Genomic DNA, 26001 nt, shown 5'->3' on the forward strand with positions numbered 1-26001 from the left:
TTTTGAACGCAGGTAAGAGATTGTTTCGTTATGCACTGATTTATAAAAAAAGTTTTATTATCGGGCTCCTGCTGCTGGCATTAGCCGTTTCCGCAGAGTTGACCGGACCGTTCATCGCCAAGCGAATGATCGATGTTCACATTTTAGGCATTGAAAAACCATGGTATAAAGCAGCTGCTCAATCCAAAGATACGGTTTCTTTCAAGGGAAACCATTACAAACGGCAAGACCGTTTTCGGGCGGGGGAAACCAAAGGAAAACAGGTCAGAATCACACAGGTTGGCAGGAAGTATTATTTTATCGGTCAGTCTGCCAGTTTAGAAGGGAATAAACGCTACAAGGATAGGGAAATCACCGTTACTTCCAACGGGATAACACATGAATATCCAGCCGTACTGCTGAAGAACAGTGAACTATATCAATTCTATCAGCCGGAGATCAGAGGGCTGTTTAAGCTGACGGGCATCTATTTTGTTCTTTTATTGTTAGCTGGATTATTTCAGTACGGACAAAGGTACGTGCTGCAGAGCTCCTCGAACCTCGTCATCAAGAAGCTGCGTCAGGATGTATTCTCACAGATCCAAAGGGTGCCGATTACTTATTTTGATAATCAGCCAGCAGGAAAGATCGTATCACGGGTGACGAATGATACAGAAGCAATCAAAGAACTATTCGTCAATGTGCTTTCTAATTTCTTCACAGGCATTATTTATATGGCGGGAATCTTTACCGCGCTGTTCATTCTGGATACGCGTCTCGCCCTGATGACGATGATACTCGTACCGATTCTGGTTGTTTGGATCAGACTCTATCGAAAACTCGCTTCTAAGTACAATCATATTATCCGTTCGACGTTGAGCGACATCAATGGGATGGTCAACGAATCCATCCAGGGGATGCCTATTATTCAAGCATTTAAACGGCAAAAAGAAACGACTAAAGAATTTGAAGAGATGAATGAAAAATACTTCTCTTTTCAAAATAAGTTATTGAGCTTAAATAGCCTCACTTCTCATAACCTGGTGAGTGTCCTTCGGAATTTAGCGTTTGTCGCCTTGATCTGGTACTTCGGATGGGCCTCACTTAAGGCGGATGCCCTGATTTCAGTCGGTGTCCTGTATGCTTTTGTGGATTACTTGAACCGGCTGTTCCAGCCCATCACCGGTATGGTTAACCAGCTTGCCCAGCTGGAGCAGGCGCTCGTATCGGCAGAGCGTGTGTTTGTATTGCTGGATGAACCAGGTATGGATGTGAAGGTCGAAGAGAATGAGCGTTATAAAGGAAATGTATCATTCAATGGAGTTTCATTCGCTTATAAAGAGGGTGAGAATGTCTTAAATGATATTACCTTTGAAGCGAGGCAGGGCGAAACCGTGGCGCTGGTCGGTCATACGGGTTCTGGAAAAAGCTCTATTATGAACCTTTTGTTCCGGTTCTATGATATTAAGCAGGGGAAAATCCTTATCGATGGCAAGGACATTATGAAAATGCCAAAACAGGTGCTAAGGGAGCATATGGGCATTGTCCTTCAGGATCCTTTCCTGTTTACGGGAACCATCGCCTCCAATATTAGTCTGGATGATCCGGATATTACAAGAGAAATGGTAGAAAAGGCCATCAACGATGTTGGAGCCATGCCGTTTGTACAAAACCTTCCAAATGGCTTGGATGAACCGGTTATTGAAAAAGGAAGCACTCTTTCTTCCGGCCAAAGACAGCTCCTTTCGTTTGCCAGGGCACTGGCGTTCAATCCAGCGATCTTAATTCTCGATGAAGCAACCGCCAGCATCGATACAGAAACAGAGGCTATTATTCAGGAGGCGCTGGATGTGCTGAAAAGGGGAAGAACCACTTTTATCATTGCCCACAGGCTGTCCACCATTAAAAATGCCGACCAGATTCTTGTTCTGGATCGTGGAAGAATTGTGGAACAAGGGGATCATTCTTCATTGATGGAAGCCGGAGGCCGTTATTATCAAATGTATCAAATTCAGCAAGGAAAGAAAGCGAGTAAAGCCGTATAGCATTAAAAAGGGAGCCAGCTGGCTCCCTTTTATTGATCTGATCTATTGCCATGCCTTTGGTTCCTTTTCAGCGCCGCCCGAATTTAATTTTCCGCTTGCATCATTTCCGTGTCCAGAACTTTTGTTTTCCGCCGTTGCGCCCCCTGTCCCTCCGACGTTTAAAATAGCTGCCATACCTGTAATCACGATTTTCTTTTTCCAATCAGGATGCATGAATACCCTCCTATTTAATGTTAAGAAAATCCAGTTCGCGGAGAATTACCCCTTTTTTGAACATATTAAACCCTGCGCATGACCAACCGATATTAAACATGTGGATAAATGTAATTCAATGTATGTAACACTGGGATGATGTATTCCAAGATGGGTTGGGAGAAAACAACATGAAAACAAAAGTGATTGGTTATTTTAGAAAAGAAGAAATAAAATCACCTCTCCAGGAACATGTAATAAATGAAATGAAGCATGTGGTGATGGAAAGAGACCCGGGATCGAGTTTAGACAAACAGTTAAAAATGATTTCAATGACCACGGAAGATCTTGCGGTTCTGCGCGCGGTACAGCCATTTGTCGCGAACCATATCGAAGAAGTAGTCACAGGGTTCTACAGCACGATTGCCCATGTCCCGCAGCTGTCTGAGATCATAGAGAGGAACAGTTCAGTGGAACGGCTGAGAACGACCCTGGAGCGCCATATTCGTGAGATGTTTAACGGTAAGATAAATCGGGCATTTGTTGAACAACGGAAGCTGATTGCTCACATCCATTTTAGAATCGGGCTCGAGCCCAAGTGGTACATCTCCGCATTTCAGGATCTGCAGCTTTCTCTGCTGTCCATTCTGGACGAGCACTTGGAGGAAAAGAAGGACTTTTATCGTGCAACTGCAGCGATCACTAAGATGCTGAACCTTGAACAGCAGCTTGTGCTTGAGGCGTTTTCAGTGGAAGAAGAGAAGGCAAGAATCAAAATTGAAGAGCAAAAAGCTTCGGTGAAACAAACGGTCAATTCTTCATCGGATGAATTAGCAGCGATTGCACAAGAAGCGAGTGCCGCGATTGAACAGCTGGCTGTTCAATCCGGAGATGTTGTCGAACATGCTCAAAGCAGTGTGGAGTATGCCGCTCTCGTATCTGAAAAATCAAAAAAAGGCAAGGAAAAAATTGAGCTTCATTTATCTTCTGTTCAGCAGATCAAGCAAAAAATGAATGAAATCTCAAAAGAGATCCTCCTGTTAAAAGAGGACTCAGGACATATTATTGAAATTGTTGAACTTGTAAAAGGGATCGCCGAACAAACGAACCTGCTTGCACTGAATGGCGGCTATTGAAGCCGCTAGAGCAGGGGAAATGGGTAAGGGTTTTGCCGTAGTAGCAGGTGAAGTCAGAAAACTTGCAGAGCAAACCAAAGATTCTGTAGGTGGAGTGGCTGAATACATTTCCAACACCAATGGACGAATGGATTTGATAGCCGCTTCTTCAGGGCAAATCAACGGCTGGATCAACGAAAATACATCAGAAGTGGAAGAAATGAACGAATTTTTCAATGATATCCTCTCCAACTCGGAAGAAAGCAGAAAGCAGAGCAACAGTGTTGGCGGAAAAATACAGGATATCGCAAAGATCATTAAAGAGATGGAGCATGCCGTCGCACAAATTGCTCATTCAGCAGAAAACCTTTCTGAGAGCACGTACGAGCTCTAATAAAAAAGAACCCTCAAGGGTTCTTTTTTATGATTTTATGATGGCATATTGCCCCCGGTTGGTTGTAAATGAAATGATACTGCCGTCGATATTGATTCCGCTGATTCCATCAAGGGGAATTTCATAAAGAACCGATGGAAGTTCTGTCGACTCACCGTCCTCTGTACTGTAAGCTTTCCCATGCATGAACATGACATGATCGGCAAGATAGTCATCGACAGCATCCCTTTGTTCAAACGTTGCTTTTTCCAGCTGAATGTTGATTTGATCATGGTCCCCGTTCTCTTCTTTACGGATGGAGATCTGATGTCCAGCCCAGTTATTTATATGATCTTTAACGTCGATAATTTTCACTTCGCTCATAAATGGTCACCTCTTTATAAATGTACCCTTAAACCCCAAGAATAAACCTTGTGATATAGGGAGCTGTAAAGAGACGGGGTGACCAAGAATCAATGTAAAAGCTCAACTTTTTGAATAACTCCCTTGCCCCAGGATGCAACCTTAACAGTTACTTTATATTCAGCCTGCGGTTTTTCCAGATCACTCCCGGTGTTATCTTTTACATAATACCGCTCCAGCCCGTATTCGAGGTGAAGAATACCTTCCATGGGAGGTGACGCTTTTGCTTTTAAATAGACCTGCTCCCCGCTGACATCCGGACGGTCTTCGGTGAGTTTGGTTACCTGATAAGAGCCTCCTTCTGGAGACAGCACAGCATAAACTGACGTTGGATCCTTAATGGGCTTGCCCCTCCAAAGCGAAGATGACACGTCATTAATATCGTAATTCAACGTCATATAATCGCCGTAGAATACATCTGGCGGATCAACTGGTTTTGTTTCTAATACGATTTCTTTGCCATAATAATCTGCCGCGTAATAACTGGCTGCGATTCCCGTGAGAACGAGCACCTGGAATACAATGAGCCACACCCTCAATTTATTTTTCTTCATCAGAATCACCGCCTTCCTCAAAACATTCCTTTTCTTTTTTTGCAAAAAGAAGTAAAGAGCTAAAAGAAGAATACCCCCAATCAGGAAGAACAGAGATTTTGGCATAAATGACCAAGCCAGGTTGATGTATGCGATAACCGTAACCAACAGAAACAGGACGATGCCCCATTTGATCAGTGAACGCTCTTCTTTCTGATATCCTTCAGACAAGACAAACCCGGAAAACAGGAATGACGCGATCAAGTAAATGATTCCTGCGGAGAATTCTCCGATAAAGGGAGAAAGATAGAACCAGGGAACCAGCAGTACACCCATTTTCAAAAAGGAAGTCAGTGTTCCACTTTTCATTTTGATAAAAAACGCAGCTGCAAACAATAATACAAAAATGATGCCAAACCATACTGGATCCGGATAGTCTAATGAACTGGAAGTATTGGTTAAGGTAAAATAGAGGATCAAGCTGGTAATAAAGGCAGCTGCAGCTGTAAAGAAGCGGAGCGGCGAAGCAAGATTTTCCTTTAAGCCTTCTGCTGCTGCATAGAGGCCAACCAATATCACAACGAGCCAGACCCAGTGATCCTCTAGGGTTAAGGCATAAAAGAAAAGGTGCAGCACGAGTCCTCCAGCAAAAAACCAAATGAGCAGTTTTTCCTTTGATGTGTAAACGAAGCAGCCGAGGCCAATCGCAAACAATATAAGGATCATGTAGCTGTAGCTTGAGAATTCCGATAAGGCATAGAGCTGGCCGCCTGTCAGGAGCGCAAATGAAACAAAAAACAAGAGCTTGCCCCGCAATAAATACAGATAGAGCAATGCGGGAATGGACCAAATAACAAATGTCCGTGCATCATAGGATACGAAATGAAACGTTTGGCCGATGAGGATAATCCCTGCACCAAAAGAAACGATCCCAAGGGTTATTAAACCTCTTCCCAAGGCTGGATTTCCTCTTTCCAGCCTGTTGTGTCCCACTGCATAGAATGCGATTAGAACCGCGATCAAGAGTACTAAACGGAAGGGAGGAGATATGCCATCCCAGTTGGACGCAATAAAGGACAAAATTCCAAGGCCGATCAGAATGCTTGCAAAGACCGGCAGAAGTCCGGTTCCCCGTTTTGAATGGCTGTCTGGATATTTTGAAAGGATTTTGTTGTATTGTTCTTCTGTAATGATTCCTTCCTTGACCCATTCCTTTCCTTCCTTAACTAACCATTTATCATTCAATGTTCCACCCCATTTCATTTAATATGATTGTTGTTTACTCTCAACTGTAAACAGAGCGCCTTCAAATATTCAGCCCTCAGTGTAAAGATATGTTTACCGCAGGGAGCGAATGCAGTAATTTCCGCCACATATATGGGAAAAAATTGAGCGCATAACCTCTTTTAAATGATGCACAATATGTTACAAGAGGAGGTGACATCAATGGCAAACAACAACAGTGGACGAAACGAGCTATTAGTACCTGGTGCTCAACAAGCTCTTGGTCAATTGAAGTATGAAATCGCTTCTGAATTCGGTGTACAATTAGGTGCTGATACGACATCACGCGCTAACGGATCTGTTGGTGGTGAAATCACCAAACGTCTTGTCGCAATGGCTCAACAACAAATGAGTGGATCAGCTAGATAACTCTATACTCATGGCTGTTATTAGGGTGGAGCGATCCACCCTTTTGATGATGAAAAGGAAAAGGGGAAGGCTGAATGAGCATGTGCCCGGTTTGCAATCAATTACATACTGTTGCCTTCCGCTGTCCGGAATGCGGGAATTTGAGTGAAGATTTAGGGAAGCTGAGCGATTACTTTGATGATTACAGCCCTTACGTCGATTCAGACGGTTTGAAGCTTGAAAACGGCTATCCGGCAGACTTTAAAGATGGCCAGTGTCCTCATATGTATTATTGCAGGATCTGCCGGCATGAAATGATTATGTTCATCTCTGAATGGAACCCGGAAGAACTGCAATAAATTCGCAGTGAGCAAAAAAAATCACCGTCCTCTTAAAAAGAGCGGTGATTTTTTATTTTACCAGGCGCAATCGCCGTTCCAGACGTTCGCGTCCCCATTCAAGAAGAGTCGATATACCCCAATAGATAAGTGCGGCTTCCAGCAGGACAGGCAAGACGATTAAACTAGATGCACTGCGCTGGTCGGCAATGGAAGTAAGCTCTGGAACAGTAATAACCGAGGCCAAAGAAGATGATTTCGCAACATCAATCAATGAATTCCAAATGGATGGGATCGCAATCCGCCATGCTTGCGGAAAAATAACTTCCCTGAACGTTTGGAAATAATTCATACCGAGGGAATAAGCAGCCTCCCATTGCCCGTTTGGAATGGATTGGATGGCCCCGCGGTAAGATTCTGCAATGTAGGCACTGAAATGCAGGATCAAGCCTACGAGAGCAGCTTGCCATCCTTCAGGTGTAATTGCAAATGTAAAACCATTATATAAAATCAATAATTGAATAAGGAGAGGTGTTCCTCGAAAAAAAGAGATATAGATCTTTGCAAATCGGACGAGCACTCTGTTGCTCGACATCCGGCAAAGGGCAATAATCAGCCCGAAAATAAGCGATCCAACAATAGAACCAAGGCTAAGGATAACGGTGATTTTGGCTCCCTCCAGTAAAAACGGGAGGGAGTCCACCATGTACTGGAGCGAACTACTCACTTACATCTGCTCCAAAGTATTTTTTGGAAAGTTTGGAAAGAGTGCCGTCTTTCTTCATGTCGGCAAGAGCTTTGTCTACCTTCTTCGCTAAATCTTTATCGTTTTTCTTGAAGGCAAACGCCATCTTATTTTCAGAGAAAGGCTCTCCTACAGCTTTCACATTGTACTTTGTATTTTTAAGCTGGGTTAAGATAAATAGTTCGTCATTTAAGGCCGCATCTACACGGTTAACATCAAGGTCTGTCAAAACTTGAGCTATACCTTTATAGTATTTTACTTTTGCACCTGCTTTTTCAGCTTCATTTGCATAGTTGCTTCCTTGGGTTGTTCCTACGACTTTTCCTTTGAGGTCTTCAATGCCTTTGATCTCATTATTGTTTTTATTCACGATGACTTTTCCGCCAGACACGGTGTAAGGTGTGGAGAAAGCAAATTGTTCTTTGCGCTCTGGAGTGATGGTTACCTGATTCGCTACCATGTCAAAACGCTTACCTAGAGAACTGAACATGTTCTTCCATTCTGTCGGTACGACTTTAGCCTTCATATCGAGACGTTTTGCCACTTCCTTCGCAACCTCAACATCATAGCCTGTAACTTCATTCGTCTTTTTGTCGCGATAAGAGAATGGAGGGTATGTAGCTTCCGTACCAATCGTAAGTTCTTTCTTTTTCCCATTGTTGCCGCATGCGGTCAGCGCACCCGCAAGCATGACAGAAACCATGAGTAATGCCCACAGCTTTTTCATGTAAGTACCTCCGTTATAAATCCAATTTTGGATTGTTTTTTTAGTTTAAACCGATAAAACTCATCTGAATTCTTTAGTCATTTTAATCAGTAAACTAAATGTTGTCAATGATTAAACATTATTCCCTAATTCAGTGGGATTTTCACATGAAAATCAGAAAAACCGAAAAAACCTCTCTCAATGGAGAAAGAGGTTCTTCTGGTATTAAATTGGAAGCTTAGCGAATGCGCTCTTCCGTATCGTTATCAAAGAAATGTGCTTTGTTCATATCAAACGCCAGGTCGATGTTTTGTCCGTTTTGAACATCTGTACGTGAATCAACACGTGCGATGAAATCTTGGCCAGCGATTGTAGAGTAAAGGAAAGTTTCAGCGCCCATTAGCTCTGCTACATCAATTCGTGCAGTAATCTTTGTGTTTGTTGAAGACTCAAGAAACACTGGCTCATCATGGATGTCTTCCGGACGAATCCCAAGGGTTACTTCCTTATTGAGGTAACCTCTGTCTTTCAGAGTTTTCATTTTGCCGCCAGGAATGGATACGCGGATATCGTTGACCACGAAGAATCCATCTTCCACTTTTCCTTGCAGGAAGTTCATCGCCGGGCTACCGATAAATCCGCCGACAAACACATTTTCAGGAGTGTCGTATACTTCTTTCGGTGATCCAACTTGCTGGATATGACCATCTTTCATTACGACGATTCGAGTCGCCATTGTCATCGCTTCTGTTTGGTCATGCGTTACATAGATCGTCGTAGTTTGAAGGCGCTGATGCAGCTTCGAAATTTCAGCACGCATCTGTACACGAAGCTTCGCATCAAGGTTGGATAACGGCTCATCCATCAAGAATACTTGAGCGTCACGGACAATGGCACGTCCAAGTGCAACCCTTTGGCGCTGACCGCCTGAAAGGGCTTTAGGTTTACGGTCAAGGTATTGCTCAAGTCCAAGAATGCGCGCAGCATCTTTAACACGCCGATCAATTTCTTCTTTGCTGAATTTACGAAGCTTTAATCCGAACGCCATGTTGTCATATACGTTCATGTGCGGATAAAGGGCATAGTTCTGGAAAACCATCGCGATGTCACGGTCTTTAGGAGCCACATCATTGACAACACGGTCGCCGATCACAAGCTCTCCTTCAGAAATATCTTCAAGTCCAGCGATCATACGAAGAGTCGTTGATTTACCGCAGCCAGATGGCCCTACGAATACGATAAATTCCTTATCTTTAATATCAAGGTTAAAATCATGTACTGCCGTTACTTTATTGTCATACCGTTTCACAATATTTTGAAGTTTGATTTCTGCCATTGTTACTGCCTCCTTTAGTTCGCAAAAGAAAAGCATTTGCTGTTTGACTTCATTTTAACGAATGAAAGGGCTTTCGTACATTGGAGGCTTGTCCGAAATGAAAGCGCTATTTTTGTGCATAGTGCACAATAAGTTTTTTAGGCTCTGCCTAAAAAACTACATTATTTATGCTAGGCATAAAACACTACCTGCTCGTCCCTTCTCTGCTGATCAGTGCTTGATAAACCGCCATGGCGGGTTTGAACTGTTTAACGTCAATCCCTGTTTTTTCTATAAATTTATCGACCCGGTATTGAAGGCTGTTGCGGTGAATATAGAGTTTTTTTGCCGCCATCGACAGGTTCATGTTGCATTCCAAATAAACTTTGATACTTTGGATCAGGTCTCTGTCGCCATACAGTTCTTCAGGGATCAACTGAGAAATAAAGTAAAGAGCGGACTTGCCCAATTGGGTCAGCAGCAGATAAGGCACTAGATCTTCCCGGCTGTATACCTCTTGAGCCGGAAGAAATGGCCGGACAGAAGAAAACAGTTCCCTTTCAAGATGATATTGATCGGGCGCCTCCTTATAATCCCGAATCCACATGCCAAGGAACAAATCCAGGTCCGTATAAAAATCACCGGTCAGAACAGGTTTGACTTGGTCGTAGGGCAGTTCTTCGCGTTCATCTGGTTTCGGTTCAATCAATACCCCGTATTGAGATGTAATGAACAATACCGTCACTTCTGAAGGAAAAATGCCAGAGACGGCTTCCATAAATGCTTCTTGGTCCGAAAGGGGGTTTTTTAAAAAGAAATGAATAAATCTGAAGCTGCTCTCGGTCTCTGTCTCAGGGTGTTCACCCGAAAGAACGTTTTTCCAAAATAGCTGCCGAGGCGAAAGTGGGGATTCAGCCGAACCCTGAGTGAAAAGTGAGTTTAATAAACTCAGTTCATCAGAAGACACTCGAGATTTGGCGATCCCGAATCTTTTCCCATCCTGGTCAACAAACCAATAATAATGTTGCGGACGGTCCGTTGAGATTGTGAGATGTTCTCCGTAGTAAGCTTGAAGTTTGGTTAGCATACTGAAAACCCCTTTATTTAATCTACCGTTAGTATACCAGTGGAGAACACGATTTAACAAAAATGAAGAAGAGGAGCAATCAATGGGCATTCACACTGCCGGAAACTAAAGACTGATGGGTGAGATGGACAGCATACTGCAAAGGAAGCATTCTTGTCGCACGGTCTTCTGCCCTGAATATAGAATGTGAGAAAATACTTCTCCCCGGCCGGGAATTGGCTTCAATGAGCCAAACGTTTCCTTCCGAGTCCAGACCGAGGTCAAAGCCGATCTCTCCGATGATGCCCGCTGTATTCTTGTCAATGGCTTCGCTGAGCTGTAATGCAGCGAGCTGCAGTTTTGATAAGCCATTCGCTGGAAGTCCGGTGCGCATCAATACATCTTTGGGCCGCATTACATCACCGCCGTACGCAAGATGTGTGGTGAGCGCTTGTTTTCCGGCAATTTTAGCGGCTATGGCACTGACCACCCAATTTCCTTCCATGTTTTTATTGGTATGCACTCTGAAGTCAACCGGGCGCTGGTCATAGGCGATCAAATCGATCCCTTGCTGTACGAGTGTATTTTGAAGACGCCCAAAGAGCTTGCGTGTTTTCAGAAGTGAGATCAAGCTCGAATGCTGCTCAATTCTGGGGTGGTTGTCTTCGCGGAATCTACAGCTGTAACCGCCTGAGGGCTCTTTTCGCACGGACAGAATTCCACGGCCATGGCTGCCGCCGACCGGTTTGAAGAATACAGAAGGATACGCGGTTAACATGTTTTCGATCAGCTGAACACCCGGGTTCACTGCTGTATAGGGAAGGTAATTCCTCACAGCACTCTCTTTTTTCAGAAACCGAAAGATCTCCCATTTGCTGAAAAAAGAAGGGTTAAAGAAGGGAATCTTCCATTGGGCCTCAAGTAGATGAACAGTTTTTTTGAATTTCAAGCTTTTCTCTGTCCGCCGGTTTGGAATTTGGTTGTAGATGACAGAGGGAAGGGGGACAAGGTGCTGGGACCATCCCTTATCCGAGTAAAAAAACCCATTGATCATTCGATTTTCCTGGTGGATTTGGCCAGGTCCAAAAACAAAATAGTATGCTCCGACTTGGCGGCCGGCTGTCAGCAGTTTGCTGAAAAAGGAAGATCGCTCTCCGACAGGGCGGGAAGGAAAGAGTCCCACTCCTGATGTGAAAATGGCGACAAGCGGCCCGATCAGGAAGCGAGAGCCAAAGATATGTACATGGATTTTTGCCTCAAATGGAATGGAGAGTTCCTCCCAAAGGTCCTGTGTTAAAAGAAGCTCATTTTTGTGATGAGGAACGGCGTGGCAAACGGCACTATTCGAACCAAAGATCATCGATACAGGTCCCACCGCCTCTTTAAACAGGTACTCCGGAACATAAACGATGTTTCCGTAACTCATGCTTTTGCAAATCGGCAGAACTGCTTGCTGCATTTCATTCCCTCCCTGTGAGAAGCGATTTGCACCGCATTCCCGATGGATTAGGCATAAGCCGATATCGTATACTATGAAAGGCCGATGAAAATCGTGTTTAACAATTAGGATTCATTGTGATGTGCGTGTAAGGTCTGTTATAGTGATAGAGCATTCAGAGTTTTGAGGAGGATTACAATCATGTCTAATATTTATGATTTGGCTTACAGCCTTGAAAAAGCGCTTCGTGACAGCGAGGACTTCCAAACGTTAAAAAAATGCTATGCAGAAGTTAACGCGGATGCAGAAGCGCAAAAAATGTTTGAGGAATTCCGCAACCTGCAAATGGACCTTCAGCAAAAACAAATGACAGGCGAACAGGTAACGCAGGAGGAAGTAGAAAAAGCTCAATCCATGTTCCAAGCCGTTCAGCAGAACGAGATCATCAGCAAACTTATGGCAACTGAACAGCGCATGAGCCTGATCATTTCTGATTTGAATAAAATCATCACTAAGCCGCTCGAAGAGATCTACGGGCCTATGGCCGATAACGAGCAGCAGTAAATCGGATCGTATAAAACCGTCTCCGGCGCACATATTGTGCGGGGAGACGGTTTTTTTTGTGCGGTGGGGGATTATTTGCAGGATAAAGTGGCGGATTGAGCTAAATTGCGGCATTATTGCGCCTAACTTGGATTAATTGTGCCGAACTGAAAATAATTCAGCGGAATTGAAGCGTATTTAATTATTTTTTGAAAATTCCGATAACTACGCAAAGGAGCCATCACCAAAATACTTCTCCGCAGTGATTATTGCTGTGTGAGATCCGCACCGGCTTATCTTGAGATTTGAAGCCTGCTTCAGCATTTCAGTTCTACCCCCTGCCAACCTCGAATATATTTTGACAGAGAGAGTCTTTATTCGATACAGAGGGGGGATTGCCATGGTATACCGGATGCTTATTCTTGACATCGATGGGACCCTACTTAGAAGCAATTTTCGCTTGGATAGGGAAACGAGGGAAGCGATAGATTATGTGAAGAAGAAAGGGGTTTATGTCACGCTTGCCTCAGGGAGGAACTTTCCTTCTACTAAAAAAATTGCAAAAGCCTTGAAACTTGATGGATACTTAATCAGCCAGAACGGAGGGTTTATTGCTTCAAGCGTAGATGAACCGTATTTTGAATCCCATCTTTCAAAAGAAGACACATACCGGATCGTCAGCATCCTGGAAAATTACAATTGCCATATTCGTCTCGTGCATGAACGCTTTTCAGTCGGAAACCAGGTTCAGCAAAAAAGTCAGCTCGTTGCTAAAGTGACACTCGGTGCGGGAGATCCGTTGTTTTATCCGGTAACGTTTACTGAGAGCCTCAGCAATCACGTACTGGAAAAAGAGGTGACTCCGTCAAAAATTGATATTCAGTTCTTTGAGGAAAGAGAACGGCGGTCGGCGGAACAGCACTTGAAGGCCCATTTTGCAAACTTTGAATACACATCATCGACGAAGTGTAACTTCGAAATCACTGCTCCCAATGTCACGAAAGCCAACGCATTAAGGCTGCTCGGGCTTAAGCTGGATGTAGCACCAGAGGAGATGGTCGCTGTCGGCGATTCCCACAACGACAGGGAGATGATTGAAATGGCAGGCCTTGGCGTGGCCATGGGCAATGCTCCAGAGGATGTAAAGAAGGCTGCCAATTGGATTACGAGGACGAACGATCAGCTCGGCGTTCCTTATATGATAAAAGAAGTATTCCGAAAGCAGCTGAGAGTAGGATTGTATTAAAGAGAAAAAGCTCCGAATTGGGGCTTTTTTATTGTGGAGAGATCGTAAAAAATATTTCATTTAGATTACAAATTGTAAAACCGACAAATTGTGAAAGGGTTTTCATAAAGTGCTGTCGAAACATCTTTACGTAAGGAACAAGTATATGAGGAGGATTGTAATGGAAAAAACAGTAAACCTGAATTTGAAGCCAAAAGTAGCAGAATTCCTAAACGGCACGAAGAAACTTTTTATCAACGGTGAATGGGTACCCTCTAAATCAGGGAAAACGTTTGAAACACTTAATCCTTCAACAGGAGAGGTTTTAGCGCTTGTAGCAGAAGGCGGAAAAGAAGACATCGGTTTAGCGGTTGATGCGGCGCGTAAAGCTTTTGATTCTGGATATTGGTCTAAAATGAGCGCGGCAAAGCGCAGCTACTTAATTTATAAGCTTGCGGATTTGATGGAAGAGAACAGAGAAGAGCTTGCCCAGCTCGATACGCTGGATAACGGAAAACCGATCCGCGAAACGATGAACGCCGATGTTCCTTTGGCAATTGAACATTTCCGCTACTATGCCGGTTGGGCGACAAAGATCGTCGGACAAACGATTCCGGTTGCAGGAAGCTTCTTTAACTATACCCGCCATGAACCTGTTGGTGTGGTTGGGCAGATTATCCCTTGGAACTTCCCGCTTTTGATGGCTGCATGGAAGCTTGGGGCGGCACTTGCTACAGGCTGTACAGTCGTGCTGAAGCCTGCTGAGCAGACTCCGCTTTCTGCGCTTTATCTTGCAGAATTGGCGCGCGAAGCAGGTTTCCCTGAGGGCGTGCTGAACGTCGTAACGGGTGCGGGGGAAACAGGTGCGGCGCTTGTTGATCATCCGGATGTAAACAAGATTGCCTTTACGGGTTCAACTGAAGTCGGAAAGTATATCATGAGAAATGCAGCAGATTCACTTAAGCGTGTAACGCTTGAGCTTGGCGGAAAATCACCGAATATCATTCTTCCGGATGCAGACATGACGCGTGCGATTCCTGGTGCTCTCGGCGGCATCATGTTCAATCAAGGACAAGTATGCTGCGCTGGATCCCGTCTTTTCATTCAGAAGAAGGCATTTGATAATGTCGTTGCTGACATGGTTTCCCATGCGAAAAACATTAAGCAGGGTCCTGGACTCGATCAGGACACAACGATGGGGCCGCTCGTATCAGAAGAGCAGCAGAACCGTGTTATGAGCTACATTTCCAAAGGGCAGGAAGAGGGAGCTGAGCTGTTAACGGGAGGAACAAAACCGTTTGAGCAAGGTTACTTTGTAGAACCTACTATTTTTGCGGATGTAGATGATAAGATGACGATTGCTAAAGAAGAAATCTTCGGACCGGTTGTGGCGGCAATGCCATTTGAAGACCTCGATGAAGTCATCGAGCGTGCGAATCGTTCTGATTATGGCCTGGCTGCAGGATTGTGGACTGAAAATCTAAAAACAGCTCACTATGTATCCAATCACTTAAAAGCTGGAACAGTCTGGATTAACTGCTACAATGCATTTGATGCAGCTTCTCCGTTCGGCGGATACAAGCAGTCAGGTATGGGCCGTGAGATGGGCTCTTATGCATTAAATAACTACACTGAAGTAAAAAGTGTGTGGGTGAACTTAAAATAAAAGCAATATGATTAAGGGGTCAATAACTGAACGGAAACGAAAAGCCCGGCTGTCAGATCCAGCAGCCGGGCTTTTTTATGCAGAGATGAAATGCCTGGTTCCGATGCTTGTCTGATGTAAGCCAGGCGCTTCTCTTATCTTTAAATCATGACTTTTATAAAGCGGAGTCCGGTATCATCATAGTCAAGGTTACGGTAGAATTCGTGGGTATCGGTACGGTGTTTTCCGCTGTGCAGGACGATTGATGTACATCCTTGTTCCTCAGCCCATTCTTCAGCATGGCGTACTAATGCTTTGCCAAAGCCATTCCCTTGATATTCCTCACTTACGACAAGGGCAATAATCCTCAGATACGTCCCGTTCTTCTCAAAATAATAGCCCTTTACAAGACCGATCATTCCAATGACAGCCTCATTATAGCAAGCGACAAAGCAAATGTAGGATGGATCCTGAAGAATATACGTTAATCGGTCACGCATTTCTTCCTCAGTGGTAGGATAGCCGAGATCGCCCATTAAATAAGAGAGAGACAGGCTATCCTCAATCGTCCCCCTCCGAATGAAAATTTCACTCATTTTCGCACCTCTTTTTTTGTAAGATAGGAAAATTAGGAAATGGACATACAGAGATGTCTGTTTACATACTGTCAGATCGGCCAGAAACAGTGATCATCGGTGAAAAAGAAGCAGAGCACCAGCTGGAGTAGTAAGGCGATGTGTGCGCTCGCTGAACTCTTTCTCCTTTAATCGTTCTTCACCAAGTGCTTTCGCTTCGTGATCGTCTTTGGCCTGTATGGTTTCGTCTAGTAATTTTTCGCCGGACTTATCATATACCGTAAGAAAATACTTGTTCATGGTGTGAAAACTCCCTTCAAGATTCTTAAATTATATTTCTTGTTATTCGCCAAATTTCCTGCTTTTTTTTATGCTTTCCTTCAATTATCGAAACAGCTGCGACAATTATGGGTATTTTCCCAAATACGAGAACGTGCTTTCGTATATATGGTAAAATAAAGGATAGAATGTGTAATAAAAAGGAGAGATGGGTGTTGAAGTTTTTGCATTGTGCTGACCTTCATTTGGACAGCCCTTTCAAAGGATTGAAATATCTGCCCAAACCGATATTTGAACGTATTCAAAACAGCACCTTCCGTTCCTTTACCCATACGGTAAACCTTGCAATAAAAGAGAAGGTGGACTTCGTCGTTATTGCAGGTGATATATATGACGGAGATTCGAGAAGCCTGCGAGCTCAGACGTATTTCCGGAAAGAACTGGAGAGATTGGACAAACACGGAATCCGGACTTTTATGGTTCACGGGAACCATGATCACCTTGAAGGTTCATGGATTGATATTGAATGGCCAGAAAGCGTTCATATTTTTAATGGCGGGGCTCCGAGCAGTGTTCCTTTTTATCAGAATGGAAAATTGACTGCCATGCTGCACGGGTTCAGTTATGAACAACGTTCTGTACCGGAGAACCGTGTTCCTTTATTTCCGGAAAAAAAAGATGAGGCTTATCATATTGGCATTCTTCACGGGAATGCAGAAGGACATAGTGATCATGAACCCTACGCTCCGTTTAAAGTGGTGGAGCTCTTGAATAAAGGCTATGATTACTGGGCCCTGGGGCACATTCATAAAAGAATGGAGCTCAGCCAGAATCCTCCTGTAATCTATCCGGGTAACATTCAGGGGAGGAATCCAAAGGAAACAGGAGAGAAGGGCTGTTATATCATCGATACAAAGAACCGGCTGCGGATCTTCCATGAAACTCAAGATATCATCTGGAAAGAAGAGTTCATCGATCTTACTGGATACTCGGCAATGTCCGAGATGATTCAAACGTGCATCGAGGTGAAAGAGAATGCCAGAATAGAAGGAAAGGGTGTCCTTCTTAAACTCATCATTGAGGGTAATTCTTCATTATTTCAGGAGATGACCGATGAACGGCTGCTGGAGGATCTGATGGAGGCTCTTCAGGACAGTGAAGAGGAGGTTTCCTCTTTTGTATATCCATTCGCTCTTGTTAATCAAATGAAGAGAAGCTGGAACCGGGATCAGCTAGTAAACGATGGGGGATTTGTGGGGGCTCTTTTGAATAAAAGCAGTGCATACGAGGACATGCCTAATACTGCAAGAGAGCTGTTCCTGCATAAAAGGGCGAGACGATATTTAAAGCCGTTTGAACCGGAAGAGGCTGAAGAAATCATCAAGGAGGCAGAAACACTTCTTTTACGGTTTTTGCTGAAAGATTAGGAGGTATGGAGAGATGTGGATTAAGAAACTGCATATCTATCATTTTGGCAAGTTTCAAAACCTCAAACTGTATGACTTGTCCCAGGGAGCGGGCTTTATTTTTGGAGAAAACGAGGCGGGCAAATCAACCTTGATGAGTTTTATTCGGTGTATGCTTTTTGGGTTTCCATCCAAGCTTACGAATGAAAGAAGATATGAGCCAAGGGATGGAAACCGCATGGGCGGATCAATTACCCTGTGGACAGAATCGCACGGAGAGGTGACCATCGAGCGGGTAGCAGGAAAAGCGGCAGGTGATGTTACGGTCTATTTGGGGAACGGTGGACAAGCAGATGAGAATATTCTGCAGAGCTTGCTAAAAGGACTGGACCGTTCTCTTTTTCAAGGAATCTATTGCTTCGATATTGACGGCCTTCAAGAGATTGAGAAAATCAGCAGGGATCGGCTTGGAAACTATTTACTCGGCGCAGGCATGACGGGAAGCAAGGAGCTTCAGGAGCTTGAAGCGATGCTGGAAAAACAGCAGGCAGCCCTTTTTAAACCTGGAGGAAGAAAACCTGTCATAAATGAAATGCTTCAGGAACTTCAAAGAGAAGAAGAAGATCTGTTGAAATGGAAAAGGAATATTGCAGAATTTCAGCCTGCCGCTATTGAGTTAAAAGAAGTGAAGAACGCCATTAATGGAGCGGAAAAGAAAAAGATGCTTCATCAGGAACGCTGGTATGAATTCCAAAAGTGGAATTCAGTGCTTCCTTCACTGCAGAAGTGGAAAGAAACGAAGCTGGCCCTTGACCATCTCCCAAAGGAAGACTTTCCTGAAAACGGACTGCAGCGGCTTGATTATTGGCAGGAAAAGCTGGTTGATCTTGAAGGTGACCTATCCGTCTGCAGGAATAAGACCACAGAAATTGAAAAACAGCTTGCAAATCTGGCAATCAATGAAAGTGTTCTGGAAGAAGAGACCCGGATTGAAACTGCCGGACAGAAGATTCATGATCTTGAGGGCTACCTAACCGAAAAGGCCGGCTTGATTCAAAAGGGTGAGCTGCTCAGCAAAGAAATTCACCGCCTGATCCGTGAAACAGACTATGATGCGGATGAATTAAACATTTCTAAATTAAACAACGGACTTGCGGCCAAAAACGAGCTTGTCCTTTTAATAAAAAAACAGGCGTTGCTGCAGCAGAAGAGGGAATGGCTGGATCAGGAGCTGTCAGCCTCCCGAAGCCGGCTGGAAGCGGCAGAGGAACGGGCGACGCTGGCGAAAGGCAAATTGCTGGATGAGGCGAAGTTTCTTGAACTAAAAGGACGCGCTGACCATGATAAGACCTTTCGAAGGCTTCTTCTTGAAAAAGAGCAGATTCAGATTCGAATGAAAAATGCGGAAGGTGACTCCCAAACACGGTCGAATCCGCGAAAGAAAACCTGGATTAGCGGCGGCGCTCTTTTGGTCTTCATTTCCGCCATTATCCTTTATCTTGTGAGTAAAGGGGAGATGGCAGGGGCACTCCTTTCCATTGTGGCGATAGGCGCTGGTTTTCTATTCTGGATGCTGACCAGAACGGCTCAGACAGTGAAGGAACGTCTTCCCGATCTCTTGTCACAGCATCAAAGGCTGGAGGAGCAGCTTTCAGGCATCTCCAGTTTTGAGGAACTTGACCGTTTACAGACACAATGGCTGGAGGAGCAGGCAAAGCTTAAGGATTATGACAGGCTTCAGGAAGAAACGAAGCTTCTGGAGCAATCCTATCAGCAGAACGCAGCGGATTATGACAAACTCGAGCTGGAGGAATATAACATTGAAGCCGGTATTCAGGAATGGTGCAGGGAAAATGGTTTTAACGGTTCTTGGCAGCACCTGCTGCTTCCCGGTTATTTTGAAATGATTGAAAAACTAAAGGAACTTTGGATGGAAAAAGGCCAATTGGAGGAAAAACTTTCTCAGGTTCAGCAAAATTGTTCCTTTATTTCAGAAGAGGTCAACCTTCTTTCGGAACAACTCGGTCTTTCTGCATGTGCCTCTTATCCGGAAAAAATAGGACAAGCCAAGATGCTGCTTCAGCAGGAAAAGGAGAAGCAGCGAAAGCTTGAAGCGCTTCTTGATGCAAAAGAGGCAGCACTTGAAAATGAGCAGGAACTGCTGACCAAGCAGTTAAGCTACAGTGCAGAAAAGGCGCGTCTTTTTCAGCTAGCCTGTGCGGATGATGAAGAAATGTACAGGAAAAAGGGCGAAGAAGCAATATTAAGAAAAAAAACACAGGAACAACTGTTACAGACGGAGATGCAGCTGCAGGCTTATGGATACAAAGATGAGGAAATTTCCATTCTATCTGACAGGCTGCTCGACAAATCTTTTAATCTGGAAAAGGAGATTGCAGCAACCGAAGCAACCCTTAAAGAAACGGAACAGGAATTGGAAAGCCTCAAGGACAAAAGTGCGGACCTTTCCCTTCGTCTTGGTCAGCTGGAGGAAGAGGGAAGCTACTCTGAATGCGTTCAGCGTTATGAAACGTTAAAGGATGATTTGCAAGAGCACGCAAGAAAATGGACGATTTACAAGACGGCTGCAGATTTGCTGAAACAAACGAAAGAACAGTTTCATACAGAGCGGCTGCCAGCCATTATTCAGAAGGCAAGCATGTATTTCTCCAGAATTACCGATGGAAAATACGCGAAAGTGTTGCTGGCGGGAGAAAAGGAAGGCTTGGTCATTGAGCGGAATGATGGTGTTCGTTTTCATCCCGGTGAATTAAGCCGAGGCACAGCTGAACAGCTATATTTATGTGTACGGCTTGCCCTGGCGTCGCTGCATCAAAGAGATAGCATGCCGCTGATTATGGATGATGTAACGGTTAACTTTGACCCGATGCGTACGAAACAGACACTGGACCTGCTCATGGAGATCGGGAAAACTCATCAGGTCATCTTTTTCACTTGCCACGAAGCTCTTATTGGGGACAGGCCATCCGTGCCTGTCATTCAGTTAAAGGATTTCCAGTCTGTCGGTTCGGGAGAGGGTGCTTTTTTATAAAGTGAAGAGTTTATGATATAAAAAGAGTAGCAGAAGTGCTTTTAGAGCTGAACCTGCGAATAGGAGGGGAACGATCAATGAGTGATTATCAGGTTTACCTTGTGGAAGATGAAGAGAATCTCTCACAGGTTTTAAAAGCGTATATGGAACAAGAAGGTTGGAACATTACCGTTTTTGACAATGGCGAAGAGGCTTCAAAAAACGTAGAAGATACCCCTCATCTATGGATTCTTGACATCATGCTTCCAGGAATTGACGGGTATGAAGTATTAAGGAAAATCAAACAGCATGCGGATACTCCGGTTATTTTTATTTCGGCCCGTGATCAGGATCTTGATCGAATAGTCGGTCTGGAATTAGGCAGTGATGATTATCTTGCCAAGCCGTTCATGCCGAGGGAACTGGTGATCAGAGCTAAAAAACTTCTCATTCGGGTGTATGAAAGCGGAGCGATGGCACCTAAGAAAATAGAGATCACTGGCTATATTATTGATCCTGTTGCAAGAAAAATCACCTTTGATGAAGAGCTCATTAACCTGACATCCAAAGAAATGGACGTTCTGCTGTATTTGATTGAAAACCTTGGCACTTCAAAAGCGAGAGAAGAGATCCTGTCTCATGTTTGGGGCTCGGATTATTTCGGCTCAGAACGTGCGGTTGATGATGTAATACGGCGGGTAAGAAAGAAGATGCCGCGCCTGAATCTTGAAACGGTCTACGGCAACGGATACAGGATTGTTACTTCATGATCCGTTTGAATCTGACACAGAGAATCTGGATATCGTTTGCCCTTTTAATCCTTCTCATAGGGCTTATTCTCGCAATTATCTTTCCGCTTTCTATTAAAAAGACGATGACTGATGAAACCTACAAAATTATTAAAATAGAACAAGATCAACTGATGGATCAGGATAAAGAGATTCCTCAGCCTGATACATCGATCGATTTTATAGAGCGCAGAAAATTAGGCCGCTCTGTCGGCCATGTCGTCATCAAGAACGACTATCTTGGTACAAAAGGGGATTTTATTCCTGATCATGTGCTTGCAGAGATGAGTTCACATGCCTACAAGCAAAGAGCCAATCAAAAGAAATACGAACTGACGTATGGCGATGCTACACTGTTCTACATCGTGAAAAGGCTGGAAACAAATTCTCAGGGGAACTTTTATTTAATTTCCTATATGTGGGATACGTACCGTGATCAGATGGTGGACCGGCTATGGACACGGCTGCTTTGGATTTTATTCTTTACCGGAATGATAGCGGTCATTCCTGCTCTTTGGATGGCACGCTACCTTAGGGCTCCGTTGACGATTTTGGGGAAGCGTTTTGAACAGATCGCTAAGCGAAACTGGAAAGAACCGTTTATCTGGCATGAAGATGACGAATTTCAAAGGCTTTCGCAGCAGTTTGAATCCATGCGCCAGAACCTGATACGGTATGACACCGCTCAAAAGACATTTATTCAGCATGCTTCCCATGAACTGAAAACTCCGGTTATGACGATTAAAAGCTATGCCCAGTCGGTCAAGGACGGCATCATGCCGAAAAATAACATCGAAGACATGATGGATGTCATTTTAAGTGAAGCTGACCGGATGGAGAATCGGGTAAAGAACATGCTGTATTTTACAAAGCTTGATACACTGAAACAACAGACCCTGCAGTGGGAAATGATCTATTTTGGTGTGCTGGCAGAGGAAATCATCAGCCGTTTCCGTTTTCAGCGGGATGATATCGAATTTTCCATCATGGGTGATGAAGTTTTATTCTGGGGCGACCGTGAGCAGATCACCATCGTTTTTGAGAACTTCATTCAAAACGCGATGAGATACGCAAAGTCCAAAATCATATTATCCGCAAAAGAAGAAGGAAACAATATCTCCCTTGGCGTATGGAATGATGGGGAGCAGCTTTCTGACAGGGACAGGGAGAACCTTTTCCTGCCGTTCCGAAAAGGCAATAAAGGGCAGTTCGGGCTGGGCCTGGCGATTGTGAACCGGATTGCGGAGCTGCATGGCGGAACGCCAAAAGTAACGAATATAGAGGAGGGCATTCTTTTTGAGGTAATCCTTCCGAAAGACCGTCAAACGTAAGGAAAACGATAAAAACTATGAGGTGACATAATGAAAAAAGGTCTTGCTCACTACAAAGTAGGAGAAGTGGTAGATTCCTACTTGATGATCAAATCATCGACCAAATCTACTGCAAGCAACGGAAAGCCGTTTTTAAATCTGATACTTCAAGACCAGACAGGAGATATCGATGCCAAGCTATGGGACTGCTCACCGGAGGATGAGCATCAATACGTTCCTCAGGCGTTGATCAAAGTTACTGGTGATATGAGCAGCTATAGAGGGAAGCTGCAGCTGAAACTCAAACATATCCGGCCCGCAACAGAAATGGACGGCGTGAAAATTGGTGATTTTGTAGAAACAGCTCCCCTCGCAGAGGATGTAATGATGGAGAAAATCACCCAGTACATTTTTGAGATGCAGAACCCGAATTTTCAGCGAATCACAAGGAACCTCTTAAAGAAATATCAGGATGATTTCTTTAAGTTTCCCGCAGCCGTAAAGAATCATCATGAATTTGTTTCTGGACTTGCGTATCATGTTGTGTCTATGCTGGATCTGGCCAAGGGAATAGCCTCCCTTTATCCATCACTGAATACCGATCTTCTTTATTCCGGCATCATCCTTCATGACTTGGGCAAAGTCATCGAGCTGTCCGGACCGGTGGCGGCCAACTATACATTGGAAGGAAAGCTTCTTGGCCATATTTCCATCATGGTAAATGAGATTGGAATTATTGCAAAAGAACTGGAAATTGAAGGGGAGGAAGTCACCGTTCTCCAGCATCTTGTCCTAAGCCATCACAGTAAACCGGAATGGGGAAGCCCTAAGGCTCCAATGATCCGTGAGGCAGAAATCCTGCATATGATCGATAATTTTGATGCCAAAATCAATATGATGGATAGGGCGCTCGGCAAGATAGAACCTGGGGAATTCACGGAAAAGATCTTCCCGCTGGACAATCGAAGCCTTTATAAACCACTATTTGAAAAAGAATTAGCAAAAAAGTAATTGTCGTAACAATTTGAATATGGTAAATTTAGAGAGAGATAAATGAGATGGAGGCTATGACAAATGAAACCCATTGTTCAAGAAAAGGTGTCTGCTAAATAACTAACTAAATCAAAATCTGTACCTGATGGCTAAAGGAAGGCGATTTTTTCCTTAAGTTTAGAGCGTACCAGTGTGATTTATTTAGTTATGACCTTTTCTCTTGAGCAATGGACCATTTGTCATACTATAGCCTTCAGCACGTATGGAAGCCTGTAGTTGACGTGGAATGCGCAGCTATAGGCTTTTTTATGCCCAATTCTGCTTTTCCATGGTTATCCGCTCAGGAGATCTGTTGATCGCAATTTGATTGAAACATATGAAAAGAGAGTGATAGGGATGAAGTGGAAAGATTGGGACAGAAACATTAAAGTCCGGCTTTTGGGCGAGTTCGTAATTAATCTATTGTTTTGGATGTTTTTCCCGTACATGGCGATATACTTTTCCGATGAACTCGGAAAAGAGCAAGCCGGCATGCTGCTCGTAGCTTCCCAATTAGTGGGTGTCGTCACTAACCTGGTCGGCGGATACTGTGCGGACACTTTTGGGCGAAAGAAAATGATGGTGGTTGCAGGAGCCGGGCAGGCCGTTTCCTTTGCTGTGTTCGCTCTAGCTAATTCACCTTGGCTGGATTCACCGGCACTTACTTTCATGGCGTTTACAGCGTTAGGATTGTTCGGCTCCCTATATTGGCCGGCAAGCCATGCCATGATCGCTGACGTTGTGCCTGAGAAGAACAGAAGTGAAGTGTTTGCCGTTTTCTATACGAGCATAAACATATCTGTTGTGTTTGGACCTGCATTAGGAAGCATCTTCTTTTTCGATTACCGGTTTGAATTGCTGCTGGCCTGTACGATTGTTGGTATCATCCTGACGATCGTGCTGCAAAAGTTTATCAGGGAAACGGTTCCTGAAAAGAAACCATTGGTTGAGGATAAGAACGGCGGGCAGAGAAAATGGAATGAGGTCGTGTGGAATCAGTTGAGAGATTACCGGGTTATCGCCAAGGATAAACTGTTCCTGCTGTTTATTCTCGCCGGCGTGCTTGTCGCACAGACCTTTATGCAGCTTGATTTACTTATCGCGGTGTATACGACAGAAAAAGTGCCGGTACAGACGCTGCTGCATCTCGGTGACTGGTCATTTTCTCTTTCAGGAGAGAAAGCGTTCGGTTACATCGTATCCACCAACGGTTTATTGGTCGCGCTGTTAACCGTGTTTATGTCGAAATGGATGAACAAGTACAGAGAAGGAAATGTCTTTGTGATCTCCACACTTTTATATGGTGTGAGTATGCTGATGTTCGGCAACACCACCGTGCTTTGGCTGCTGTTCCTGTCCATCACCATCTTTACGGTCGCTGAGTTGATGGTGGTCGGCATTCAGGAGAGTTTTATCTCGAAGCTTGCTCCAGAACATATGCGAGGGCAATATTTTGCTGCAGCTGGCCTTCGATATTCCATTGGCAGAAGCCTTGCTCCATTAACCATACCGCTAACCATGTGGATTGGATTTCGATGGACGTTCTTCCTGCTTTTCGTGTTGACGGTAGTTGGGGCAGGATTATATCACATCATGTTCAACCTGCTGGACAAAAAACAACAGAGTGCTAAAAAACAAAAAGCTGTTGCACCCAACGCGGCTGGTTAAGAAAAAAAACAAAGAGGGTGACATAACTTCCTTCCTTGCATCATAAGATGGGAATACGAAGCTTGTCTTAGGAGGAATAGGAATGAAAGGATATGTAGCTCTGGGTCTTGGGGTCTTACTTGTTGCTGCTTTTGTGTTAAAAGAATTTATCGCTCCTCTTCAATATTTTTTTGAACTGACACCGTTTTGGGTGTACTTTGTAGTCGCCGGCATCATCTTCAGCGGATATCGGAGCTACAATCTCGGTGCCGAACAGAAGGTACTCGACCTCAAAGTGATCGAACAAGAAGGGGAAGTATTCATGAAACGAATTGCTGAGGAGCGAGAGCGAAGAAGTAAACCAATAAATCACTAAAAGAGAAACCGGCCGTTCGGGGTTTTGATAAAGCCCAGAAGAGGCCGGTTTTTTCGCTGTTTGGGAGCGGTTACTCACGGTTTTGCAGGGTTTACTCACCGGTTTGATGCGTTTATTCGCGGTTCGACACGATTTACTCACGGTTTCTTTTTAGCCCCCTTAATCATTTGGACATGAAATATAAAAAGAAATACACTAAAACTAGTCAAAGATTAAGGGGACAATCGAATGCCGAAGAAGAAAA

At 44.2% G+C, this 26001-nt stretch carries 25 protein-coding genes; 15 read left to right on the forward strand and 10 right to left on the reverse strand.

Annotation, left to right across the window (positions count from 1 at the left end; translation table 11 throughout):
* The first annotated feature begins 2 nt into the window (after positions 1 to 2).
* Positions 3 to 2024 (forward strand): ABC transporter ATP-binding protein, encoded by a 2022-nt coding sequence (locus tag ABHN01_RS02470; protein WP_429874237.1) that lies wholly within the window; start codon positions 3 to 5, stop codon positions 2022 to 2024.
* A 42-nt stretch (positions 2025 to 2066) separates the two neighbouring features.
* Here ABHN01_RS02470 and ABHN01_RS02475 read toward each other — a convergent pair whose 3' ends face one another.
* The gene (locus ABHN01_RS02475) at positions 2067 to 2237 is read right to left on the reverse strand and encodes a hypothetical protein (RefSeq protein ID WP_429874238.1); all 171 of its coding nucleotides are present in this window, start codon (positions 2235 to 2237) and stop codon (positions 2067 to 2069) included.
* A 170-nt stretch (positions 2238 to 2407) separates the two neighbouring features.
* Between ABHN01_RS02475 and ABHN01_RS02480 the strand changes: the two genes are divergently transcribed.
* Together ABHN01_RS02480 and ABHN01_RS02485 are read left to right on the forward strand one after the other, a co-directional pair.
* Positions 2408 to 3352 (forward strand): protoglobin domain-containing protein, encoded by a 945-nt coding sequence (locus ABHN01_RS02480; protein ID WP_429874239.1) that lies wholly within the window; start codon positions 2408 to 2410, stop codon positions 3350 to 3352.
* 19 nt (positions 3353 to 3371) lie between these two features.
* A complete protein-coding gene (locus ABHN01_RS02485) occupies positions 3372 to 3725 on the forward strand; it encodes a methyl-accepting chemotaxis protein (protein WP_429874240.1) in 354 nt (117 codons plus the stop codon).
* 27 nt (positions 3726 to 3752) lie between these two features.
* Here ABHN01_RS02485 and ABHN01_RS02490 read toward each other — a convergent pair whose 3' ends face one another.
* Positions 3753 to 4088 (reverse strand): hypothetical protein, encoded by a 336-nt coding sequence (locus ABHN01_RS02490; RefSeq protein WP_429874241.1) that lies wholly within the window; start codon positions 4086 to 4088, stop codon positions 3753 to 3755.
* An 89-nt stretch (positions 4089 to 4177) separates the two neighbouring features.
* Positions 4178 to 5905 (reverse strand): GDYXXLXY domain-containing protein, encoded by a 1728-nt coding sequence (locus tag ABHN01_RS02495; protein WP_429874242.1) that lies wholly within the window; start codon positions 5903 to 5905, stop codon positions 4178 to 4180.
* A gap of 201 nt (positions 5906 to 6106) precedes the next feature.
* Between ABHN01_RS02495 and ABHN01_RS02500 the strand changes: the two genes are divergently transcribed.
* Both ABHN01_RS02500 and ABHN01_RS02505 read left to right on the forward strand, forming a co-directional pair.
* A complete protein-coding gene (locus ABHN01_RS02500) occupies positions 6107 to 6313 on the forward strand; it encodes a small, acid-soluble spore protein, alpha/beta type (protein ID WP_429874243.1) in 207 nt (68 codons plus the stop codon).
* Positions 6314 to 6387: 74 nt separating this feature from the next.
* Positions 6388 to 6651 (forward strand): hypothetical protein, encoded by a 264-nt coding sequence (locus ABHN01_RS02505; RefSeq protein WP_290401865.1) that lies wholly within the window; start codon positions 6388 to 6390, stop codon positions 6649 to 6651.
* Positions 6652 to 6703: 52 nt separating this feature from the next.
* Here ABHN01_RS02505 and ABHN01_RS02510 read toward each other — a convergent pair whose 3' ends face one another.
* The 5 genes from ABHN01_RS02510 to ABHN01_RS02530 form a co-directional block, all read right to left on the reverse strand.
* Positions 6704 to 7357 (reverse strand): amino acid ABC transporter permease, encoded by a 654-nt coding sequence (locus tag ABHN01_RS02510; RefSeq protein ID WP_429874244.1) that lies wholly within the window; start codon positions 7355 to 7357, stop codon positions 6704 to 6706.
* The gene (locus ABHN01_RS02515; RefSeq protein WP_429874245.1) at positions 7350 to 8102 is read right to left on the reverse strand and encodes a transporter substrate-binding domain-containing protein; all 753 of its coding nucleotides are present in this window, start codon (positions 8100 to 8102) and stop codon (positions 7350 to 7352) included. The genes ABHN01_RS02510 and ABHN01_RS02515 overlap by 8 nt, the downstream gene beginning before the upstream one ends.
* A 217-nt stretch (positions 8103 to 8319) precedes the next feature.
* Positions 8320 to 9417 carry an ABC transporter ATP-binding protein gene (locus tag ABHN01_RS02520; RefSeq protein ID WP_429874246.1) on the reverse strand — a complete coding sequence of 366 codons (1098 nt, stop codon included), beginning with the start codon at positions 9415 to 9417 and terminating at the stop codon, positions 8320 to 8322.
* A 184-nt stretch (positions 9418 to 9601) separates the two neighbouring features.
* Positions 9602 to 10483, reverse strand: coding sequence for a PucR family transcriptional regulator (locus ABHN01_RS02525; protein ID WP_429874247.1), 882 nt, complete (start codon positions 10481 to 10483; stop codon positions 9602 to 9604).
* 79 nt (positions 10484 to 10562) lie between these two features.
* Positions 10563 to 11921, reverse strand: coding sequence for a YheC/YheD family protein (locus tag ABHN01_RS02530; protein WP_429874248.1), 1359 nt, complete (start codon positions 11919 to 11921; stop codon positions 10563 to 10565).
* Positions 11922 to 12101: 180 nt separating this feature from the next.
* Here ABHN01_RS02530 and ABHN01_RS02535 point away from each other — a divergent pair, with 180 nt between their 5' ends.
* The 3 genes from ABHN01_RS02535 to ABHN01_RS02545 all read left to right on the forward strand — a co-directional run bounded on the left by ABHN01_RS02535 (position 12102) and on the right by ABHN01_RS02545 (position 15334).
* On the forward strand, positions 12102 to 12464 hold the full coding sequence (locus ABHN01_RS02535; RefSeq protein ID WP_429874249.1) for a YlbF family regulator: 363 nt from the start codon (positions 12102 to 12104) through the stop codon (positions 12462 to 12464).
* 379 nt (positions 12465 to 12843) lie between these two features.
* On the forward strand, positions 12844 to 13689 hold the full coding sequence (locus ABHN01_RS02540) for a Cof-type HAD-IIB family hydrolase (RefSeq protein WP_429874250.1): 846 nt from the start codon (positions 12844 to 12846) through the stop codon (positions 13687 to 13689).
* 160 nt (positions 13690 to 13849) lie between these two features.
* Entirely contained in the window at positions 13850 to 15334 is a 1485-nt protein-coding gene (locus ABHN01_RS02545) for an aldehyde dehydrogenase family protein (RefSeq protein WP_429874251.1), read from the forward strand.
* A 140-nt stretch (positions 15335 to 15474) separates the two neighbouring features.
* Here the strand turns inward: ABHN01_RS02545 and ABHN01_RS02550 are convergent, their stop codons facing one another.
* Positions 15475 to 15909, reverse strand: coding sequence for a GNAT family N-acetyltransferase (locus ABHN01_RS02550; protein WP_290401857.1), 435 nt, complete (start codon positions 15907 to 15909; stop codon positions 15475 to 15477).
* 93 nt (positions 15910 to 16002) lie between these two features.
* On the reverse strand, positions 16003 to 16188 hold the full coding sequence (locus tag ABHN01_RS02555) for a YhzD family protein (RefSeq protein ID WP_429874252.1): 186 nt from the start codon (positions 16186 to 16188) through the stop codon (positions 16003 to 16005).
* 194 nt (positions 16189 to 16382) lie between these two features.
* Between ABHN01_RS02555 and ABHN01_RS02560 the strand changes: the two genes are divergently transcribed.
* From ABHN01_RS02560 to ABHN01_RS02590, 7 genes are all read left to right on the forward strand, one after another.
* Positions 16383 to 17594: a metallophosphoesterase family protein gene (locus ABHN01_RS02560; RefSeq protein ID WP_429874253.1), complete on the forward strand. Its 1212-nt coding sequence runs from the start codon at positions 16383 to 16385 to the stop codon at positions 17592 to 17594.
* Positions 17595 to 17607: 13 nt separating this feature from the next.
* Positions 17608 to 20625, forward strand: a complete 3018-nt coding sequence (locus ABHN01_RS02565) for an AAA family ATPase (RefSeq protein WP_429874254.1) — start codon at positions 17608 to 17610, stop codon at positions 20623 to 20625.
* A gap of 77 nt (positions 20626 to 20702) precedes the next feature.
* Positions 20703 to 21374 carry a response regulator transcription factor gene (locus ABHN01_RS02570; RefSeq protein WP_429874255.1) on the forward strand — a complete coding sequence of 224 codons (672 nt, stop codon included), beginning with the start codon at positions 20703 to 20705 and terminating at the stop codon, positions 21372 to 21374.
* A complete protein-coding gene (locus ABHN01_RS02575) occupies positions 21371 to 22723 on the forward strand; it encodes a sensor histidine kinase (RefSeq protein WP_290401852.1) in 1353 nt (450 codons plus the stop codon). The genes ABHN01_RS02570 and ABHN01_RS02575 overlap by 4 nt, the downstream gene beginning before the upstream one ends.
* Before the next feature lie 30 nt (positions 22724 to 22753).
* The gene (yhaM, locus tag ABHN01_RS02580) at positions 22754 to 23713 is read left to right on the forward strand and encodes a 3'-5' exoribonuclease YhaM (protein WP_429874256.1); all 960 of its coding nucleotides are present in this window, start codon (positions 22754 to 22756) and stop codon (positions 23711 to 23713) included.
* A gap of 378 nt (positions 23714 to 24091) precedes the next feature.
* Entirely contained in the window at positions 24092 to 25402 is a 1311-nt protein-coding gene (locus tag ABHN01_RS02585; RefSeq protein ID WP_290401850.1) for an MDR family MFS transporter, read from the forward strand.
* An 82-nt stretch (positions 25403 to 25484) separates the two neighbouring features.
* On the forward strand, positions 25485 to 25757 hold the full coding sequence (locus ABHN01_RS02590; RefSeq protein ID WP_290401849.1) for a sporulation YhaL family protein: 273 nt from the start codon (positions 25485 to 25487) through the stop codon (positions 25755 to 25757).
* Positions 25758 to 26001 lie beyond the last annotated feature (244 nt).

Origin of the sequence: Fictibacillus sp. NRS-1165 (assembly GCF_050468105.1) — a bacterium.
GTDB lineage: Bacteria > Bacillota > Bacilli > Bacillales > Fictibacillaceae > Fictibacillus_C > Fictibacillus_C terrinigri.